The following is an 18,841-nucleotide window of genomic DNA, read 5'->3' as shown; positions in this document are numbered from 1 at the left end:
GTACTTGGTCTGATGGTGAATTTTCTTGAATTTGTCGTCCATAAAACAAAAGTACATGCCATTTTAAATGGCTAAAGATGTGACTGATTTCGCCTAAATGACGGGTTTGCCACACCACATTGCCCAAATCAATCGCCAGATTAGGCAATTCGGGTAAAGCCTCTTCAGCAACAAAGTCTAAATCCGCTGTCCTTTCTAGCTCTAGCTGTCCGGTATTATAGCTCCTTTGGTAACGCTGATATTCTTCTTTTGTGACTTCAAGTAAAGGAAAAGTCCACATTTTAGCGAGCAGGCCTTGCTCTCCTCGTTGAATTAACCCATACTCCTGTTCGCTATTTTCTATGGCAAAGGCAAGATAGTACATAGGTTTTGGTGGTTGTTTCTTAGTCTTCACCGGGTAATTCTCCTGATTGCCCTTTTGATAGGCCAGACAGTAGTTTTGCAAAGGACAAACAGCACAGTTAGGGCTTTTCGGGGTGCAAATACTGGAGCCTAAATCCATCATCGCTTGATTAAAATCTCCGGGAGAGGTTTTGGGTAAAATCTGGCGCATCCCTTGATCAAAGACTTTTCTGCTAGCTGGTTTGGCAATATCGGCGTCAATTTCAAACAAGCGGCTGACTACCCGCATCACATTGCCGTCAATGGCCGGCTCTGGCAGTCCAAAGGCAATGCTGGCAATCGCCCCCGCAGTATAGGGGCCAATTCCTTTTAAACTAGCAATTTCCGGTAGCGTACGAGGCATCTGGCCATTGAATTTCTCCACCATCTCTTTTGCAGCCGCTTGAATATTCCGAGCTCGGGAATAATAGCCTAAGCCTTCCCATATTTTTAACAATTGTTCTTCTGGCGCCACAGCTAATGTGGCAATATCGGGGAAAGCCGCCATAAAGCGATAGAAATAGTCAATCACGGTCACCACTCGAGTTTGTTGCAACATAATTTCTGAAATCCAAATGCGGTAAGGGTCGTGATTTTCTCGCCAAGGTAGATTGCGCCGGTTTTGGTCATACCAATTTAAAAAATCCTCTTGTAAATTTTTAATTTCTTTTGATGAAAGTCGCTCCCAGTTATTCATCCACTTCTTCCTTACTATCCAAATATTGTTGAATCAAATCCAAAGCAAAACCTTTTTGATAGAGATTTTGTTTGATTTTTTGTTGCCGTTGGGCTAATGGTTTTCCTTGATGACGACGCCATAACTTGTCGCCGGCTTTTGTTAAAGCTTCCATCTCCACTTCTCCATCTTTTTCTTGAAGTAACTCATTTACTACTCCGTCGCTAATTTCTTTGGAGAAGCCTTTTTGCATTAACGTTTGTCGCAATTTTTGTCCGGTTTCTTTAAAGCTCTTTCCGTGAATCCGTCGCAGTGCTTTTGCTCCAGTGTGACGCGCCACAGCAAGTTGCTCCTTTTCAGTATACAAAGCCAGTGCATTTTCACTAGTTGCCCCTTTAATACCCTTTTGTAAGAGCTGTTGGCGAATCGCTCCTGGCCCTTTACCTGATAGCCGCATTTGAGTGCGTACATAGCTTTCGGCATAGATTTTATCATTTACTAGATTTAATTCTTTTAAGCGTTCAATCACTTTTCTTCGATCAGTTAAAGGTAATTCGTGGTCTTTTAAAAAAGTATCCACTTCTTTTTCCGAGCGTAGTTGATAGCTAATGTAGCGATAGCTTTCTTGCAAACCTAAGTCAAAGCGACTGTTGTCTTTTAATTCTTTTAATTCTTCTTCACTGATTTCCGTGCCTTTTAACAAGCGGTAGCGTACCAGTTGATCTTCTGAAACGAGTAAGGTTTCGTGATTGGAAAAAGTGACTTTAAAAAGATTTTTTTCTTTAGTTAGTTGAGTAATCGTCAGCATCCAGTTTCTTCCTTTCCGAAAAACTTCATCAGGGAACGCACATTCTAGTGTAACATAAAAGAGCGTATTCTTCCGGCGGTTTGTGTTAGAATAATGGGGAAATTAGAAAAGAGGGAAGCATATGTCACAAGTTGCCGCCAAAATCGGCCAAAGCTTAAAAATCCAAGTCAAACGCCTAGGTATCAATGGCGAAGGAATCGGCTATTACCGCCGCACCATCATCTTCATCCCTGGTGCCTTGCCCAAAGAAGAAGTCCAAGTGAAAGTGACCAAAACAGAAAGCCGTTATTTAGAAGGACAGTTAGTTAAAATCATAAAAGCTAGCCCTGAACGCATCACACCTCCTTGTCCTTTTTACGACCGTTGCGGTGGATGTCAGCTGCAACACTTAAGCTACCCGGCTCAATTGAATTTTAAAAAGGATTTATTAGCCCAAGCATTGGCTAAATTTAAACCTAAAGGCTGGCAAAACTACCGCCTCTTGCCTACCATTGGCATGGAAGACCCTTGGCGTTATCGCAATAAAGCTCAGTTTCAAATGGGTTATAACGAGCAAACCAAAAAAGCGGTGGCCGGTCTTTATGAAAGAAACAGCCACCAATTGGTTGCCATTGACAACTGTCTGGTCCAAATCCCTGCTACTCAAGAAACCTTAAATGTCTTAGTCCAACTGGTAAATAAATACCAAACACCAATTTACAATGAAAAAAAACACGCCGGCATTTTGAAAACCTTAGTGGTGCGTGTAGGACAAGTGACGGGAGAATTACAAGTTACCTTTGTGACCAGTACCCCAAAACTGCCACAGAAAAATGCAATAATCCGGGAGATTACCGAGCGCTTGCCGAAAGTTGTTTCCATTATGCAAAACGTTCAGAAAAAACAAACTTCCTTGGTTATGGGAGATGAGACCTTTCATCTTTGGGGCAAAGAAACCATTCATGAAGCAGTCAATGAGTTGAAATTCGATCTTTCCGCCCGGGCGTTTTACCAGTTAAATCCCAAGCAGACTGCGACTTTGTACAAAGAAGCCGAAAAAGCCTTGGACTTAAAACCCACAGACCGCTTGGTGGATGCTTATTGTGGGGTAGGCACCATTGGTTTAAGTCTTGCGCCAAAAGTCAAAGAAGTCCGGGGGATGGATGTAATTCCTGAAGCCATCACCGATGCTCAGAAAAATGCCCAAAACATGGGCTATGACAATACCTATTACGCTGTGGGCACCGCCGAAGACTTACTACCTCAGTGGCTGGTTGAAGGGTTTCGTCCTGATGCTATCTTAGTGGATCCGCCCCGAACTGGCTTGGATGAAAAATTACGGCAAGCACTCCTAGAATATCCCGTAGACAAACTCGTGTACATCTCTTGTAACGTGTCCACATTAGCCCGGGATTTAGCCACTTTAAGTGCAGTCTATCAAGTGGACTATTTGCAGTCTGTTGATATGTTTCCTCAAACCGCTCGCTGTGAAGTCGTGGTGAAATTAACACGAAGCTAAAAATAGCAGTGAAATTTTACATGGAAAAACTACCTTTTCGCCTCAAAAAAAGAGCCCTACCAGTTAAACTGGTGGGCTCATCTTTTTAAAACATATCAAAAAGCGACAATTGATTTTCGTCTGGTAGACCTTTTAATACACCGTTTTCCGTCATGTAATCAATCAACGTCTGGGAAACTTTTCCTCGTTTTGCCAAATCTTCTTTAGATAAGAAGGGACCGTCTTTTCTAGCTTCCACGATTTGTTTGGCCACGTTATCACCTAAACTTGGTACCGCCCGAAATGGTGCGATAAGACGATTGCCATCAATCACAAAATTCACTGCATCGGATTTATACAAGTCAATCATGCCAAATTCAAAACCTCGTTCCAACATTTCATTGGCCAATTCCAAAACGGTTAACAAGTTCTTTTCTTTGGTGGAGGCATCCAAGCCTTTGTCATTGATTTCTTTCATCCGGTCTTTCACCGCATCTTTGCCTCGCGCCATGGCAACGAGATCAAAATCATTTGCCCGTACGGAGAAAAACGCACAGTAGTACAAAATTGGATGGTAAACCTTAAAATAGGCTACCCGCAACGCCATCAACACATAAGCAGCCGCATGGGCTTTAGGGAACATGTACTTGATTTTGGAACAAGAATCAATGTACCAATCAGGCACACTGTTTTCCTTCATCGCTACTAAAAATTTGTCCCGCTTCTCATCGTCAATTTTACTCCATTGCCCTTTTCGCACGGTTTCCATAATGGTAAAGGCCATACCTGGATCAAGCCCGGCATGCATCAAATACACCATAATGTCATCCCGACAACCGATTACTTCCGCCAATGTGGCTTTTCCTTGTTTAATCAATTCTTCCGCATTGCCCAACCAAACATCTGTCCCGTGGGAAAGTCCAGAAATCTGAAGCAGTTCTGCAAAGGTAGTTGGATGGGTTTCATTTAACATTCCTCGAACAAAACGAGTCCCAAACTCAGGGATTCCTAACGTTCCCGTCTCAGAACCAATCTGTTCTGGAGTCACCCCTAGCACTTCTGGAGATTCAAAAATCCGCATGACCTCAGGATCATCTGTAGGGATAGTCTTAGGATCAATTCCCGATAGATCTTGTAACATCCGAATTACGGTAGGATCATCGTGTCCAAGAATATCCAGCTTCAAAATATTGTCGTGAATGGAGTGGAAATCAAAGTGAGTGGTGCGCCATTCAGAATTCAAATCATCTGCCGGGTATTGAATGGGGCTAAAGTCATAGACATCCATATAATCAGGAATAACAATAATCCCCCCGGGGTGCTGACCGGTAGTTCGTTTGACTCCCGTAGCGCCTTGGGCTAGTCGATCAATCTCTGCTCCTCTCAGGCGCAAGTTATGATCTCGCTCATAGCCTTTCACATAGCCATAAGCAGTCTTATCTGCCACGGTACCGATTGTTCCCGCCCGATAGACATAATCTTCCCCAAAAAGCACCTTGGTGTAGTTATGGGCTTGAGGTTGGTATTCCCCGGAGAAGTTCAAATCGATATCGGGAACTTTATCCCCATGGAAGCCTAGGAAGGTTTCAAAAGGAATATCGTGACCGTCTTTATTTAAACGAGCACCACATTTCGGACAGGCTTTTTCTGGCATATCAAAGCCGGAACCGTAAGAACCATCTTCGTAAAACTCAGAATACTGACATTCTGGACAGTAATAATGAGGTGCTAATGGATTGACCTCAGTAATCCCCGTCATGGTAGCCACAAAGCTGGAGCCTACCGATCCCCGAGAACCAACTAAATAGCCATCTTCATTACTTTTATGCACTAATTTTTGCGAGATTAAGTAAATCACGGAAAAGCCATTGCCGATAATGGAATCCAGTTCTTTTTTTAACCGTTTTTCGACAATTTCCGGCAGTGGATCTCCATACAACTCCCGCGCCCGGTTGTAAGATAAATCGGTAATTTCCTGTTCCGAACCGGGAATTTTTGGTGTATAGAGCTTGTCTTTCACCGGAATAATCGTCTCACACATGTCCACGATTTTATTCGGATTGTCCACCACAACTTCCTTGGCTAACTCTGGGCCTAAAAATTGGAAGGCGGTGAGCATTTCATCTGTGGTCCGAAAATGCACATCTGGTAAGCTATGACGATTTAACGGATTGGCTCCCCCCATGGAATTCACCAAAATTTTGCGGTAAATGCCATCTTCTTCATTTAAGTAATGAACATTGCCGGTCGCCACCACTGGTTTGCCCAGTTCTTTGCCCATAGTAATCAGATTACGGATGATCTCTTCTAAGTCGCTTTCGTCTTTCACCAGTTCTTGTTCAATTAATGGAGCGTAGACGGCTTTTGGCATGATTTCAATATAATCATAGAATTTGGCCAATTCTCTGGCGGCTTCCACACCTTTTTGCATCATCGCCACAAAGACTTCTCCTTTGTCGCAAGCTGTTCCCACTAAAAGACCTTCTCGAAGTTTGACTAACTCCGAACGAGGAATTCGCGGCACGCCACCGTGGAAATATTTTACATTGCTTAGAGAAATCAGCTTAAAGAGATTTTTCAAGCCAGCTTGGGTTTGAGCCATAATCGTCGCGTGAAAGGGACGAGCGGCTTTAAAGGAATTTTCTCCTCCCACGTGACGATTCAAGTCATCATGATAATGCATCTCGTGGTTTTCCATGGCCTCTTTAACAAATATCCACGCCAAATGCCCCGTGGCTTCCGAGTCATAAATCGCCCGGTGATGTTGTTCCAAACCTACGCCAAATTTTTTCGATAATACGCCTAGGCCAAAGCGTTTAAATTGGGGATAGAGATAACGGGCCAACTCCAAAGTATCAATCACCGGATTGGTAGCTTCTGGTAAATTCAAACGGTGGTAAGTGGTGTTAATAAAGCCCATATCAAAAGAAGCATTGTGGGCTACTAAAATCGAATCTTTAGCAAATTCGGTAAAGCGTTCCATAACTTCTCGCTCTGGTAAAGAGCCCCGAACCATTTCGTCGGTAATTCCCGTAAGTTCCACTGTGGTCTTTGATAAGGGATGACCCGGGTCGATAAATTCATCGAAGGATTCAATAACATTCCCCTTGTGCATCTTCACGGCAGCTAATTCAATAATCGTATTGTAAACGGCAGATAGTCCAGTGGTTTCCACGTCAAAGACCACATAAGTCGCATCTGTTAACGGGATATGGGCAGGATTGTAAGCTACTGGTACACCGTCATCCACCACATTGGCTTCCACTCCGTAAAGGATTTTTACCCCGTGCTTTTTACCAGCACTATGGGCATCTGGAAAAGATTGGGCACCACCGTGGTCAGTAATGGCAATCGCCTTGTGGCCCCATTTGGCTGCTTGTGCTACTAAGTCCCCAATGGAATTGGTAGCATCCATGGTACTCATATTAGAGTGAAGATGGAGTTCCACCCGCTTTTCATCATCGGGAGCATAGTCTTTTCTTGGAGGATGTTTGACTTCCACCAAATCTTGGGCAAACATCACCAAATCCCGCTGGAAAGTATCTTCTTGAATACTTCCGCGAACTTTTAGCCACATACCTTTTGAAATATTGTCAAAAATTTGTTCATCTTTTTCCCCATTGGAGAATTTTTTCACAATGAATGAAGAGGTATAGTCGGTGATTTTTACGGTTAAAATCTTCCGTTTTGTCCGCAGTTCTCGGACTTCCACATCAAAGACATAGCCTTCGATGGTCACTCGCCGTTCTTCTTCAATGATATTAATCATTGGTAAAATCGCTTCATCAGCCGGAATGTTGCGGCCTAATTGAACCGGGCCGACTAAGACTGGTGCTGATTTTTGCTCTTGTTTTTGTTTTTCATGAGCAGCAATATTTTCCATGGCTTGTTGCATCAAGACTTCTGCTTGTTCTGCTTTTTTGGCGGCCAGTTGTTCTTCCGCAACTTTTCCTTGTTCCGCATCAAAGCGAGCTTCTAAGCGAAATTTGGGAAAGCCCATTTTTTGATAGCGAGATTCCATTAAAGGAAAATAATTATCTACCATATGGGGAATAATCGCTTCATTGGCAAAAGGTAAAATCACTTTTTTTCCTTCCACAAAGGGGAGCTGATTCTTAATGGTTTGGGCCACGACTTTCGTATTGCAATCTTGGTCTGAGAGCACCAATGGCCAGTAATCTTGTAGTAAGTCTTGGTTCAATTCACTGGCTTCTGTTTGAATATTGACTTTGACTTGGGCGATTTCTTGAAAAGCCATCATCACATGGTGCAGGAGACTTTGATACAAAGTCACCGGTAAAATCTGTTGGAACCCAAGAGTGAACTCCCAAATCCGGGACTGTTTATGTACAACAACCGCTTCGATTCTGCCTTTGGCGTCTATTAAAGCTTGGCGCTCATCTGAGGCTAAGTTTGCCTGTTCTAACAGGATTGCAAATTTTTCGTTTTTCTCTGACATTCTTCTGCCTCCTGAGGATTGATTCAGCACTGTTTAGTATACCTTTTTTTTTACCGTCTTTCATTAAGAAGGTTCTGCTTATTTTCTCATTCTTAAAAGGATTGGCAATCCTAGCCGAAATAAGCTAGCTTCGCCAATCCTTTCATTAATGTTTTATTCTGCTTCTGCTGAGGTTAGTAAAATCGGAATGGTATCCAGTAATTCTTCTTTGCGTACTTCTACCATGGCGCCAGTACGCTTCAACTTGACTTCCACGATATTGTCCATGGCCTTTTTCCCCACGGTAATTCGTAAAGGACAGCCAATCAAATCCGCATCTACAAATTTCACTCCAGCCCGTTCTTTGCGATCATCGACTAAAATTTCATAGCCATGTTCGGCTAAGTTTGTTTCTAATTCTTGGGTAAGGGCTGTCTGAAACTCATCTTCCATATTCATCTGAACAATGTGCAAATCAAAAGGAGCAATATTTCTGGGCCAGCTGATGCCTTCTGAGTCGGCATGTTGTTCCACAATAGCAGCCAGCATCCGACTGACTCCTAACCCATAACTGCCCATTTCCACAGGCACATATTGGCCGGTTTCATCTAACACCGTGGCATCAAAAATTTCACTATAATGAGTGCCTAGTTTGAAAATATGCCCTAGTTCGATGCCTCTTGCAAAAGCTAAGACTCCCTTTCCATCAGGTGCCGGGTCGCCTTCCAAGACATAGCGTAAATCACCATAAGCGATAGGGGTAAAATCACGCCCTGAGTTCACATTGATCAAATGATAATCCGTTTCATTCGCTCCCGCAATGGCATTGTCCATATCTTGCACCGCAAAATCTCCATAGAGTTTGACTTCTTCTGGCAAAGCTACGGGACCAAGAAAGCCAAAGTCTGCCCCGATTACTTGTTGGGCTTCTTCCGGAGTGGCACTGCGTAAAATTTGAACTTGCAAAAAGCGCTTTAATTTTAATTCGTTAATTTCATGATCCCCACGAACCACTACCATAATCGGTACATCATCCCCATAATAGAGACGGCTTTTGATCACTTTGTCCACCGGAACTTGAAAGAATTCCGCAATCTCAGTGATTTTGGTTCGTTTAGGAGTGCTCTCTTTAGTCAAAGGCAAAAAGGAAGCTTGGGCCAGTTTCTTAGTGTAAAGACTGGTAGCGACTTCTAAATTAGCCGCATAATCACTGTCCGTCGAAAAACAAACTACGTCTTCTCCCATATCCGACAGCGCCATAAATTCCTTTGATTCCTTGCCTCCCATTAACTCGTTGTCCCCTATTACCCAACGATAGGACAAGCCACAAGCGGTTAAAATCCGCTTATAGGCTTCTTCATACTGGTGGTACGTCTCATTTAAACTAGGCTGCGTTAAATGAAAAGAGTAAGCATCTTGCATTAAAAATTCCCGAGCTTGCAACAAGCCATGACGGGGACGTTTTTCATCTCGAAACTTACTGCGGATTTGAAACAAGTTAATCGGCAGGCGCTTATAAGAATTCACTTCATCTGCAATCAACTGGGTAAAGACTTCTTCATTGGTAGCTCCTAATAACTGCAAGCGCTCATTGCGATCTTGCAAGTGATACAGTTGCTCGCCCCAAGTCGTTAAGCGGCCGGTTTTCTCCCAAATATCCCCCGGGACCAAATGGGGCATGGCCATTTCCTGAGCCCCAATGCCTTGTAATTCTTTGCGAATAATTCCCTTAATCTTCTCCAACACCCGAAAAGCCAATGGCAAATAGGCATAGACCCCGGAAGATACTTGGCGAATAAAGCCTCCCCGTAATAACATCTGATGACTAAGCACTTCCACATCTTGAGGCAGTTCCCTTAATGTGGGAATCAAAATTTTTGATTGTCTCATGGCACCCTCACTTATCCGAAATTAACCCCTATGCTGAAATAAGAATGGCTAAACAAATTCCTTCGTAAAGCCAAACATAGTTAGACATGGTACTAAACTTTACAATCCCTTACTCAATTAAAAAAGAAACGTTGAATATCATTCCAAGTTACTAAAATCATTAGCAACATCAAAATCCCAAAGCCAATTAAGTTTAAAATTCCTTCTTTTTCCACGCTTAGTGGTTTCTTGCGGATGGCTTCCAGTATATTTAACACCAGTTTGCCTCCGTCCAAAGCTGGAAATGGAAAAAGGTTGATAATGCCTAAGTTCATGGACAAAATAGCAATGAAAACTAATACCGTAGTGGGACCTTGTTGGGCAGCTTGTGAAGACATTTGAAAAATTGCTACCGGCCCGCCCAATTTATCCAAATTTGGCCGCATGATCAAATCACCAAAGGCTTGGAAAATAGTCAATGAATTTGCCAATGCTTGTTTGATGCCGCCGGTAATCTTATCGACAAAGCCCGTTTTCATTGGCACTTGAATGCCAATTCGCACGGTCTCTTGCCCATCCACTGTAGTAGTTTCTGGCGTTACTTTAGTGGTAAAGGTTTCCGAACCCCGTTGCACTTTAAAATCCAAGGTTTGATCAGGCGTTGCCAAAATCGCTCCGGACAATTCTTCCCAAGTAGCAATTTTTTTATCATCGATACTCAAAACATGATCCCCTTCTTTTAACCCAGCTACAGCAGCCGGACTATCTGGGGTCACTTGACCGATGCCATTGGTGTCGGTTACCGCCACTCCCCCTTGGATAAAGGCGATTACGATAAACAACAGAATTGCTAAAATAAAATTGTTCATGGGGCCCGCAAAGTTCGTCATCATGCGATTACCTAATTTTGCGGACTGGAATTGGACATCTTTCGGGGCAATGCGCACCTCGGTACCATCTTGTTCAATAATCGTCGCATCGTGTAGGACTTCATAACGCAGTAGTTCACTTTCATCTGCTGAAGTATAACCTGAAATAAACAACTCTTCTTCCAAATCAAAGGCTTCTGTCATTAACGGAATCCCATTGGGCAATTGAATTTTTTTACTAGTATTGATTTTAGTAACTTTGCCACTCTCATCTAAAACCAAAGTCACGGGCATCCCTCGGGTGAGCTCCGTCTCGTCTTCTCCCACACCGGCCATGCGCACATAGCCACCCATGGGCAAAAGGCGCAGGGTATACGTAGTACCATCTTTGCCTTGATGGGCAAAAATCTTCGGTCCCATGCCAATGGAAAACTCCCGCACTAAAATTCCCGAACGACGGGCAAAAAAGAAATGTCCAAACTCGTGGAAAATAACCACCACACTGAACACGATAATAAAAGTTATGATGCCTTTCATACTGTATCCTCACTTTCACAGACTACAAGATATAATCTGACTCACTCTGTTTATGATCTCTGTCTTATTCGTAATCGACTTTTATCTATTTTAACACACCCACCTTACCACCGGCGTCCCTTGTAAAAAAAGTAAAGGGATTGTCACAAAAAAGCAAAAAATCATTCAAAAAAAACTGAAACAAGCAATCAGCCACAATCTAGCTAATTCTTGTTTCAGTCACTCTTTAAAAGATCCCTAGTAAATGCATAATAGGAAAGACAAAAAGCATGCTGTCGAAACGATCGAGAATGCCACCATGTCCCGGTAAAATGTTGCCGGAGTCTTTCACGTTAAAGTAGCGTTTAATCGCTGACTCCACCAAATCTCCAAATTGCCCCACGATCGAAAAGACCACCGTAAACAATAAAAGCACGGGTAATGGGTAGACAAAATTTTGTTGTTTGCTAAAGAGCATCACATAAATAAAAGCCACAACCACGCTGGAAATAATCCCTCCCAAAGCTCCTTCAATGGTTTTATTAGGAGAAATTTCCGGCCATAATTTCCGTTTGCCATACTTTCGACCGATCATGTAAGCCCCAATATCTGTGGCCCAAACAATCAACAAGCCAAACATCAGGATGATTAAACTTTCACTACGGGCATTGACGAATTCCCGAAAACCAATTCCTACATACAAACTGACTAAAACAGGAAACCCTGCCTCATCCACGGTGTACATATTTTTTGAAATCACAGAAGCTCCTAATAAGAGCATCACAGTGAAATAAAAGAGCATTGCGCTATCGGTATTTGCTGGTAAAAAAAAGAAATAGCGCTCCTTGGGCAAGACTAGAAAAATGGCCCCTAATGCAGATAAAATTCCTTCAAAGCTCACAATGTTTAAGCCTTTCATGCGGAACATTTCATACACGCCCACCACAGCTAACAAGGCGCCGGTTAACTCTACTGCTACCCCTCCCACCATTAAAATGGGAATAAACACGGCCAGTGCTATGACCGCTGTAATCACTCGTTGTCTCATTTACTTTCCTCCTTTGATAAACCGCCAAAACGACGGTGCCGGTTTTGAAATGACGCAATGGCCATTTCCAATAGTTCCCCATTAAAATCAGGCCACAACGCATCCGTAAAGAAAAATTCACTATAAGCAATTTGCCACAAAAGAAAATTACTAATTCGCTCTTCTCCACTGGTGCGTATCACCAATTCCGGATCTCGTAACGCTGGTGCTAAAAAACCAGTCATTAAATGATCCGCGATTGTTTCTTCGTCAATGGACGTTTCATCAGCCCCAGTAGCCAAAAGTTCTTTAGCGATAGCTTTGGTGGCAGTGACAATTTCTGCTCGACTGCCATAATTCAAAGCAAAATTTAACACCATCCCCGTGTTGTCTTTGGTCTGCTCCACTGCACGCTTGACTGCATCTTGCGTATGGGCAGGCAAAAATTCAGTATAGCCCATGACATGCACTCGAACATTTTCTTTAATCAGCTCTGGTACAAACGTATCAAAAAAATCCACAGGCAACTGCATCAAAAAATTGACTTCTTCGGTGGGCCGTTTCCAGTTTTCTGTGGAAAAAGCATAAAGCGTTAAAACTTTTACGCCTAATTTTGAGGCGTGTTTGGTAACCTTTTTCACCGTTTCCATGCCTTCTTTGTGTCCTGCAATCCGAGGCAAGCGCCGATTTTGCGCCCAGCGACCATTCCCGTCCATAATAATGGCGATATGTTTGGGAACATTCCCCGCTGGATCAAAGGTAAAAGCCGATTCTTCTTGGATGTATTTATTTTTCTGTGGAAACAGACGCCACATATTGACTCCCTCATTTCCTTTCTGTAATTAACAGAAACCATTATACCATTAACTTAGCCAAATCTCAGGAAAAACCATAAGAGTCTCCCCTTTTTCAGGGACTTTTAAAGAATTTTTGAAAGCCAAATGCCTCAAATTGCTTCAACATAATAAATAACCTTCGTTAAAATTCCCAAAAGGGGTATGATAGACTTAAGAACTAGTTTTTTGTGATAAGTACTCATCCCTTTGGCCAATGAAAGGAGCGACTGATGAAATTTCTCCTCACGATGAACCAAATTGCTTATTTCAAACCCGAAACCACCGCCCGTCGTTTGAAACATTATTATGATTGCGACAAAGGCAATCCTGTAATTTTTCTTGGCTATTTGCGCTTAATTCGTCTTCTCCCCCGTCTTGCCAGTCGTGCAAAACCATTTCAACCAGAGCTTTATCGCCGACAAGTGCGGGAAATCTATTTGAACATCCCTTGGGAGCAAGAAGGCAGTCCTTGGCTCGCCTTGTTTTTACCAGAATTTCGGGAGTTTTTTAGCCCCGAAGAATGGCACCAACTCAAACTTCGCTACCAAGCAATCCATTCCATCTTCAAAAAGCTTGTAAAAATTCAGCTGAGAAAAATTCATAAACAACTCTTTTTGAAACAATTCTTGTCGATCACTACAATTTTATCCAACACTTCCCCAACCTATTTAATAAAATTACGCTGTTAGACTAAATAGTTAAGATCAGCGCTGTAAATAACTCCTGTCATTCTATGGCGGGCTATTTGTCATGCCTGGGATAGTCAGTCTGCTACTTACAGCTAACAATAGCTTAGAGAAATTTGTAAAAGGGAGTGACAATAATCATATCACCGTCCTCCAAACCGAACAATATCAAACGTGAAACCACAAAAGACAAACAACTCCCATTAAAATCATGGGAAGCTGCTTGTCTTTTCATCCTTAAAAATTTCAAACACTGTCTAACCTGTTTTTCTCAAGCTAAGTCAGTGTGATTGCTAGTTGAACTTAACATTTTTTGCTTCGTTGAACTGTACTAGGCGACTAAAAGGAGTGTCGTAACAACGATTATTGTCACAGCTTCCTTACCTTACTTATTTTGTTACAGCTTGAGGTCGCAACTCTTTTAAAGCTGCCAAAGCCCAAGGGTGGATTACTTGAATATCATTATTAAATAGCCAGTCCAAATACAGCCAAGCAGCTTTTTTTAAATCCTTCTGATGCATCAATGGCATTAATTCATCTAAATAAGGCGGGGTCGTACCTCGGTCCCATTTTATTTTGTCTGCCAAAAACAAGCAACAGTCAAATGTACTGGCTCCTTCTTTTAAAGTTGTATGGCAGCCGATGGCAGATAAAATAGCAGGATTGGTCACTTGAAAAACTTCCTGGGCTAAAATCGCTGACTGCTGCTGATGCAAAAGCATAGGCAAATGCCGCTCTGCTTTTAAAATGTCTAAATGATGCTCTTTGTGAAACGCCAACCGCTCTTCATCAGGAATCACTACAGAAATATCATGAAGCAAGCCAGCGTCATAGGCTGCCTCTTCATCTAGTCCCAAAAAATGGGCCCATTTTGCATTCTCCTCAGCCACTGTAAGCAAATGAGAAAAAGTAGCTTCCTGTCCGTTTTCTTGTAAATAGTTCAAAACCTGTCCTTCTAAGCCTTTGCCAATGTCACTAAAACGATGTGCCTCGATCATAATCTTACCTCCATCATTTGCGATACCGTAACGTCTTTAGGAAACGTCTCTGTTCTATTGAATTAAAAAATCCAGTTTAATTATAACAGACTTTTTCCCGAAAAAGGCTGGATAACAGTATTAAATTAAGCAATGATGGAATTCAGAAAAATAATATAACGTATTATAACAGTTCCAAGTCTTTTTATCTGTATCATACTCAGATAAAAAAACAAACCCTCCAAATATAAAAATGGAGGGTTTCGTATAAAATTATACTTCTAATAATTCTTTTTCTTTTTCGGCAGCAATGGCATCTAATTTTTTAATGGCATCATCGGTTAATTGTTGAATGTCTTTTTCAGCATTGCGCAAGTCGTCTTCTGTGATGTCACCAGCTTTTTCTTGGCGCTTGTAGCTATCCATAGCATCCCGACGAATATTGCGGATGGCAATCTTAGAGTTTTCTGCTTCTTTTTTCACTTCTTTAGCCAATTCTTTCCGGCGTTCCTCCGTTAACTGTGGAATCACCAAGCGGATTACCGTCCCATCGGTTTGGGGTGTAATGCCCACATCGCTCGTTTGAATGGCTTTTTCGATTTCTTTGATTGTTGATTTATCAAAAGGTGTGATTACCAATAGACGTGCTTCTGGAATCCCGATGGACGCCATTTGGTTAACCGGTGTTGGTGCACCGTAATAATTTACCATTACCCGGTCTAAAATGCTGGCATTGGCCCGCCCAGCCCGAATTTGGCCTAATTCCCGCTGTAATGCTTCAGCGGCTTTATCCATTTTTTCTTTGGTTTCTTGCATGACTACATCAGCCATTGTATTTCCCCCTAACAGTTTTTAAGTAGCTTTGTGAAGTAGGCTCCACAACTTAGACACCACTATTTTATTATAAATGAAATGCTTGCTGATAGAAAGCTTAATCTCTTGCTAAACCGGTTGGAACTTCCTTCCAGCAGCCTCAAGCTTTTTGTGTACTTTACTAAATGAATCGCTAAGGATTAGATGACCAACCTTCAAAAAGTCGAATCCCTTAGTTTAAAAAAAAGAGCAGCCACTATCTCGCCACTCTCTTTTCATCTAGCTATGGAAATTGTTTATTTTCCTTGAACCGTAGTTCCGATATTTTCACCCATAACAGCCCGACGGATATTGCCAGTTTCATTTAAGTTAAAGACTACCAATGGAATATCGTTATCCATAGAAAGTGAGCTTGCAGTCGAATCCATTACTTGCAATCCTTTGGCAATCACATCTAAATGAGTCAATGTTTCAAATTTAATCGCTTCATGGTCCAATTTAGGATCGGCAGAGTAGACCCCATCCACATTGTTTTTCGCCATTAAAATGACATCGGCATTGATTTCGGCTGCGCGTAATGCTGCAGTCGTATCAGTAGAGAAATACGGATTACCAGTCCCACCAGCAAAGATCACGATACGACCTTTTTCCAAGTGGCGTTCAGCCCGGCGACGAATATAGGGTTCAGCGATTTGGCGCATTTCGATAGAGGTTTGCACCCGAGTTGGCACGCCTTCGTTTTCCAAAGTATCTTGCAAAGCCAAAGCGTTCATTACCGTTGCCAACATGCCCATGTAGTCTGCTTGTGCCCGTTCCATGCCCATTTGTGCGCCGATTTGTCCCCGCCAAATATTGCCACCACCTACAACGATGGCAATTTCTACGCCAAGGTCATGAACTTCTTTAATTTCTTTGACGATTTCTTTAATGGTTGGGGGCTTAATGCCAAAGCCTTCATCTCCAGCTAATGCTTCCCCGCTTAATTTTAGTACCACTCGTTGATATTTTGGTTTTTCCATGATGATTCCTCCGTATTTCTTTCTCCTACTGGTTTCGGTGAAACGCCAGCTCAGGCCAAATAATCTTACATTTTTGCAAAAAAAGGGAGCGCACTTTCATGCGTCTCCCTTATTTAGTTGAAAAGTCTTATTTTTTCACTTGGCTCATAACTTCTTCAACGAAATTATCTTCCCGTTTTTCAATTCCTTCGCCAACTTCAAAACGAACGAATGATTTTACGCTAGCGCCTTTAGAAGCCACGTATTTTTCAACGGTCATATCTGGGTCTTTTACGAATGGTTGGTCAACCAAAGCGATTTCGGCTTTGAATTTGTTCAAGCGACCAATTACCATTTTTTCAACGATATTAGCAGGTTTGCCTTCGTTTAAAGCTTGTTCAGTAAGAACTGCTTTTTCGTGTTCCAATTCTGCTTCTGGAATTTGGCTTTCGTTGACGTAACGAGGGTTGATTGCTGCTACGTGCATTGCAATATCTTTGGCAACTGTTTCATCCGTAGTCCCTTCAAGAACAGTCAATACGGCAATCCGTCCACCCATGTGTAGGTAGCCACCGAAAGCTGCATTGTCGTCTTTTTCTACAACTTCAAAACGACGGAAGTTAATCCGTTCACCGATTACTTGAGTTGCTTCGATTAACGTAGCTTCCATTGTGCCTTTAGACATTGGCAATTTCATAGCTGCTTCCATGTCAGCTGGTTTGTTGTCTGCAATCACATCAGCGATTTCTTTTACAAGGTCTTGGAACATTTCGTTTTTAGAAACGAAGTCTGTTTCAGAGTTTACTTCCACGATAGAAGCTACATTACCCTTGATCGAAACAGCAGCCAAACCTTCTGCTGCAATCCGGTCATTTTTCTTAGCTGCTTTTGCCATACCTTTTTCCCGTAGCAAGTCAACCGCTTTGTCCATGTCGCCTTCTACTTCTACTAAAGCACGTTTTGCATCCATCATCCCAACGCCAGTTGCGTCACGTAATTCTTTTACCATTTTTGCTGTTACATCAGCCATTCCTAGTTCCTCCTTGATCAATAAGCCCGTGGGCATTTTTTTCACAAAAAAACTGCTTCAAAGGGAGTGCGGCTTTTGGCGCCCAGCCTTTGAAACAGCTCCTCATCATACGAATTAAATATTATTCAGCTGATTCTTCAGAAGCGTTGTCGCCTTCAACTACGTCAACGATTTCTTCGATTGAAGTTGCATTTTCAGTTGTAGCTTCTGCTGCGAAATCTTCTTCAACAACTTGGTCTTCCCCTTGGTTGCCTTCGATGAATGCGTCAGCCATTTTAGAAGTAATCAATTTAACGGCGCGAATTGCATCGTCATTTGATGGGATTACTACGTCAATTTCATCTGGGTCACAGTTCGTATCAACCATCGCTACGATTGGAATGTTCAATTTTTGTGCTTCTTGAACAGCAATCCGTTCTTTACGAGGGTCAACGATGTACATTACATCTGGAATCCGAGGCATATCCGCGATACCGCCTAAGAATTTTTCAAGACGTTCCCGTTGTTTGTTCAAACCAACAACTTCTTTTTTAGGCAATACTTCGAAAGTACCGTCTTCTTCCATTTTGTTGATTTCTTTCAAACGAGCAACCCGTTTTTGGATGGTTTCCCAGTTAGTCAAAGTACCACCCAACCAACGATGGTTTACATAGTATTGACCAGCGCGAGTTGCTTCTTCTTTAATTGCATCTTGTGCTTGTTTTTTAGTACCAACAAACAATGCTACGCCGCCGTCTTCTGCGACAGCTTTCATGTAGTCATAGGCTGCATCAACCAATTTAACGGTTTTTTGCAAGTCGATGATGTAGATTCCGTTACGTTCTGTAAAGATGTATTTCTTCATTTTTGGGTTCCAGCGACGAGTTTGGTGACCAAAGTGTACGCCGGCTTCAAGCAATTGTTTCATAGAGATTACTGCCATTTTGTGTTTCCTCCAATTGGTTTTTTTCCCTCTCTTATCCTTCACCTTTAAAAAGAACTGACAGGTCAGCACCCCTTTTTAAATCAGATAAGATGTGGATTTGTGTGCAAGTTGCCTCACACCTCAGATAGTATACGCTAGAACATAAGAGATTGCAACTATTTTTCTTTTCATGAAAATTACTTTTGCAAATTTTTCCCAAATTCAGTAAAGACATTGGTTACCAAAGTCACACTTTCTTCTTTTAACAAAGGCGTTAATTTAGTCGCCAAAACCTTTAAATCTGCTTTCATAAAATTATCCGTATCCAGATTTGCAAAAGCATCCACTAATAAAGCTTTCACCGCTTCTTGGTGTTCTGGTTTGGTTTCGCCCAGGATAAAGTTATAAAACTGTTCTTGTTCTTTTTGCATGATGAAAAGCCTCCTTTTTTGATGCTCTCAGTATACCATGTTCCCTTCATTCTCCTAAAAAAGATACTCTCCCTCAGTTTTTAATTGCCTTTTTTATAATCTTTG

Annotated in this window: 15 protein-coding genes; 2 read left to right on the top strand and 13 right to left on the bottom strand. The window is 42.1% G+C overall.

All coding sequences use genetic code 11. The features are described from left to right. Both mutY and recX read right to left on the bottom strand, forming a co-directional pair. A partial coding sequence (mutY, locus tag AB5754_RS02845) for an A/G-specific adenine glycosylase (protein ID WP_368259455.1) occupies nucleotides 1-1,078 on the bottom strand: 1,078 nt, incomplete at its 3' end. After that, nucleotides 1,071-1,865 (bottom strand): recombination regulator RecX, encoded by a 795-nt coding sequence (recX, locus tag AB5754_RS02840; RefSeq protein WP_368251474.1) that lies wholly within the window; start codon nucleotides 1,863-1,865, stop codon nucleotides 1,071-1,073. The genes mutY and recX, both read right to left, overlap by 8 nt. Nucleotides 1,866-1,986: 121 nt before the next feature. Between recX and rlmD the strand changes: the two genes are divergently transcribed. Then, nucleotides 1,987-3,363, top strand: a complete 1,377-nt coding sequence (gene rlmD / locus AB5754_RS02835) for a 23S rRNA (uracil(1939)-C(5))-methyltransferase RlmD (RefSeq protein ID WP_368251475.1) — start codon at nucleotides 1,987-1,989, stop codon at nucleotides 3,361-3,363. Nucleotides 3,364-3,448: 85 nt separating this feature from the next. On the opposite strand, the gene AB5754_RS02830 is transcribed toward rlmD, so the two are convergent. From AB5754_RS02830 to AB5754_RS02810, 5 genes are all read right to left on the bottom strand, one after another. Further along, complete coding sequence (locus tag AB5754_RS02830) at nucleotides 3,449-7,801, bottom strand: PolC-type DNA polymerase III (protein WP_368251476.1); 4,353 nt, start codon at nucleotides 7,799-7,801, stop codon at nucleotides 3,449-3,451. A 153-nt stretch (nucleotides 7,802-7,954) separates the two neighbouring features. Next, the gene (locus AB5754_RS02825; RefSeq protein ID WP_368251477.1) at nucleotides 7,955-9,670 is read right to left on the bottom strand and encodes a proline--tRNA ligase; all 1,716 of its coding nucleotides are present in this window, start codon (nucleotides 9,668-9,670) and stop codon (nucleotides 7,955-7,957) included. Nucleotides 9,671-9,783: 113 nt separating this feature from the next. Further along, nucleotides 9,784-11,055: an RIP metalloprotease RseP gene (gene rseP / locus AB5754_RS02820; RefSeq protein WP_368251478.1), complete on the bottom strand. Its 1,272-nt coding sequence runs from the start codon at nucleotides 11,053-11,055 to the stop codon at nucleotides 9,784-9,786. 226 nt (nucleotides 11,056-11,281) lie between these two features. After that, nucleotides 11,282-12,082, bottom strand: a complete 801-nt coding sequence (locus AB5754_RS02815; RefSeq protein WP_311833483.1) for a phosphatidate cytidylyltransferase — start codon at nucleotides 12,080-12,082, stop codon at nucleotides 11,282-11,284. Continuing rightward, a complete protein-coding gene (locus tag AB5754_RS02810; RefSeq protein WP_311833482.1) occupies nucleotides 12,079-12,876 on the bottom strand; it encodes an isoprenyl transferase in 798 nt (265 codons plus the stop codon). Before AB5754_RS02810 ends, AB5754_RS02815 begins: the two co-directional genes overlap by 4 nt. Nucleotides 12,877-13,127: 251 nt before the next feature. On the opposite strand from AB5754_RS02810, the gene AB5754_RS02805 reads away from it, so the two are divergent. Then, nucleotides 13,128-13,586 (top strand): hypothetical protein, encoded by a 459-nt coding sequence (locus AB5754_RS02805; protein WP_368251481.1) that lies wholly within the window; start codon nucleotides 13,128-13,130, stop codon nucleotides 13,584-13,586. Nucleotides 13,587-13,972: 386 nt separating this feature from the next. Here AB5754_RS02805 and yqeK read toward each other — a convergent pair whose 3' ends face one another. From yqeK to AB5754_RS02775, 6 genes are all read right to left on the bottom strand, one after another. Further along, nucleotides 13,973-14,581, bottom strand: a complete 609-nt coding sequence (gene yqeK, locus AB5754_RS02800; RefSeq protein ID WP_368251482.1) for a bis(5'-nucleosyl)-tetraphosphatase (symmetrical) YqeK — start codon at nucleotides 14,579-14,581, stop codon at nucleotides 13,973-13,975. 252 nt (nucleotides 14,582-14,833) lie between these two features. Beyond that, entirely contained in the window at nucleotides 14,834-15,391 is a 558-nt protein-coding gene (gene frr, locus AB5754_RS02795) for a ribosome recycling factor (protein ID WP_311833479.1), read from the bottom strand. A 278-nt stretch (nucleotides 15,392-15,669) separates the two neighbouring features. Beyond that, entirely contained in the window at nucleotides 15,670-16,392 is a 723-nt protein-coding gene (gene pyrH / locus AB5754_RS02790) for a UMP kinase (protein WP_311833478.1), read from the bottom strand. Between the two features lie 127 nt (nucleotides 16,393-16,519). After that, nucleotides 16,520-17,401 carry a translation elongation factor Ts gene (gene tsf, locus AB5754_RS02785; protein WP_368251483.1) on the bottom strand — a complete coding sequence of 294 codons (882 nt, stop codon included), beginning with the start codon at nucleotides 17,399-17,401 and terminating at the stop codon, nucleotides 16,520-16,522. 121 nt (nucleotides 17,402-17,522) lie between these two features. Next, the gene (rpsB, locus tag AB5754_RS02780) at nucleotides 17,523-18,323 is read right to left on the bottom strand and encodes a 30S ribosomal protein S2 (protein ID WP_311833476.1); all 801 of its coding nucleotides are present in this window, start codon (nucleotides 18,321-18,323) and stop codon (nucleotides 17,523-17,525) included. Nucleotides 18,324-18,502: 179 nt separating this feature from the next. After that, nucleotides 18,503-18,736, bottom strand: coding sequence for a hypothetical protein (locus tag AB5754_RS02775; RefSeq protein WP_368251484.1), 234 nt, complete (start codon nucleotides 18,734-18,736; stop codon nucleotides 18,503-18,505). Nucleotides 18,737-18,841: the final 105 nt, after the last annotated feature.

This window comes from Enterococcus sp. 2201sp1_2201st1_C11_2201SCRN_220225, from assembly GCF_040925905.1.
GTDB lineage: Bacteria > Bacillota > Bacilli > Lactobacillales > Enterococcaceae > Enterococcus_C > Enterococcus_C asini_A.
Note: the sequence above shows the minus strand (reverse complement) of the source record. Positions and strands in the feature narration are given on the sequence as shown.

Coding starts and splice junctions, on each gene's coding strand:
- AB5754_RS02815 (WP_311833483.1), bottom strand. CDS start 12,082: ATGAGACAACGAGTGATTACAGCGGTCATAGCACTGGCCGTGTTTATT.
- AB5754_RS02805 (WP_368251481.1), top strand. CDS start 13,128: ATGAAATTTCTCCTCACGATGAACCAAATTGCTTATTTCAAACCCGAA.
- AB5754_RS02830 (WP_368251476.1), bottom strand. CDS start 7,801: ATGTCAGAGAAAAACGAAAAATTTGCAATCCTGTTAGAACAGGCAAAC.
- pyrH (WP_311833478.1), bottom strand. CDS start 16,392: ATGGAAAAACCAAAATATCAACGAGTGGTACTAAAATTAAGCGGGGAA.
- AB5754_RS02810 (WP_311833482.1), bottom strand. CDS start 12,876: ATGTGGCGTCTGTTTCCACAGAAAAATAAATACATCCAAGAAGAATCG.
- recX (WP_368251474.1), bottom strand. CDS start 1,865: ATGCTGACGATTACTCAACTAACTAAAGAAAAAAATCTTTTTAAAGTC.
- frr (WP_311833479.1), bottom strand. CDS start 15,391: ATGGCTGATGTAGTCATGCAAGAAACCAAAGAAAAAATGGATAAAGCC.
- yqeK (WP_368251482.1), bottom strand. CDS start 14,581: ATGATCGAGGCACATCGTTTTAGTGACATTGGCAAAGGCTTAGAAGGA.
- AB5754_RS02825 (WP_368251477.1), bottom strand. CDS start 9,670: ATGAGACAATCAAAAATTTTGATTCCCACATTAAGGGAACTGCCTCAA.
- rpsB (WP_311833476.1), bottom strand. CDS start 18,323: ATGGCAGTAATCTCTATGAAACAATTGCTTGAAGCCGGCGTACACTTT.
- rlmD (WP_368251475.1), top strand. CDS start 1,987: ATGTCACAAGTTGCCGCCAAAATCGGCCAAAGCTTAAAAATCCAAGTC.
- AB5754_RS02775 (WP_368251484.1), bottom strand. CDS start 18,736: ATGCAAAAAGAACAAGAACAGTTTTATAACTTTATCCTGGGCGAAACC.
- tsf (WP_368251483.1), bottom strand. CDS start 17,401: ATGGCTGATGTAACAGCAAAAATGGTAAAAGAATTACGTGACGCAACT.
- rseP (WP_368251478.1), bottom strand. CDS start 11,055: ATGAAAGGCATCATAACTTTTATTATCGTGTTCAGTGTGGTGGTTATT.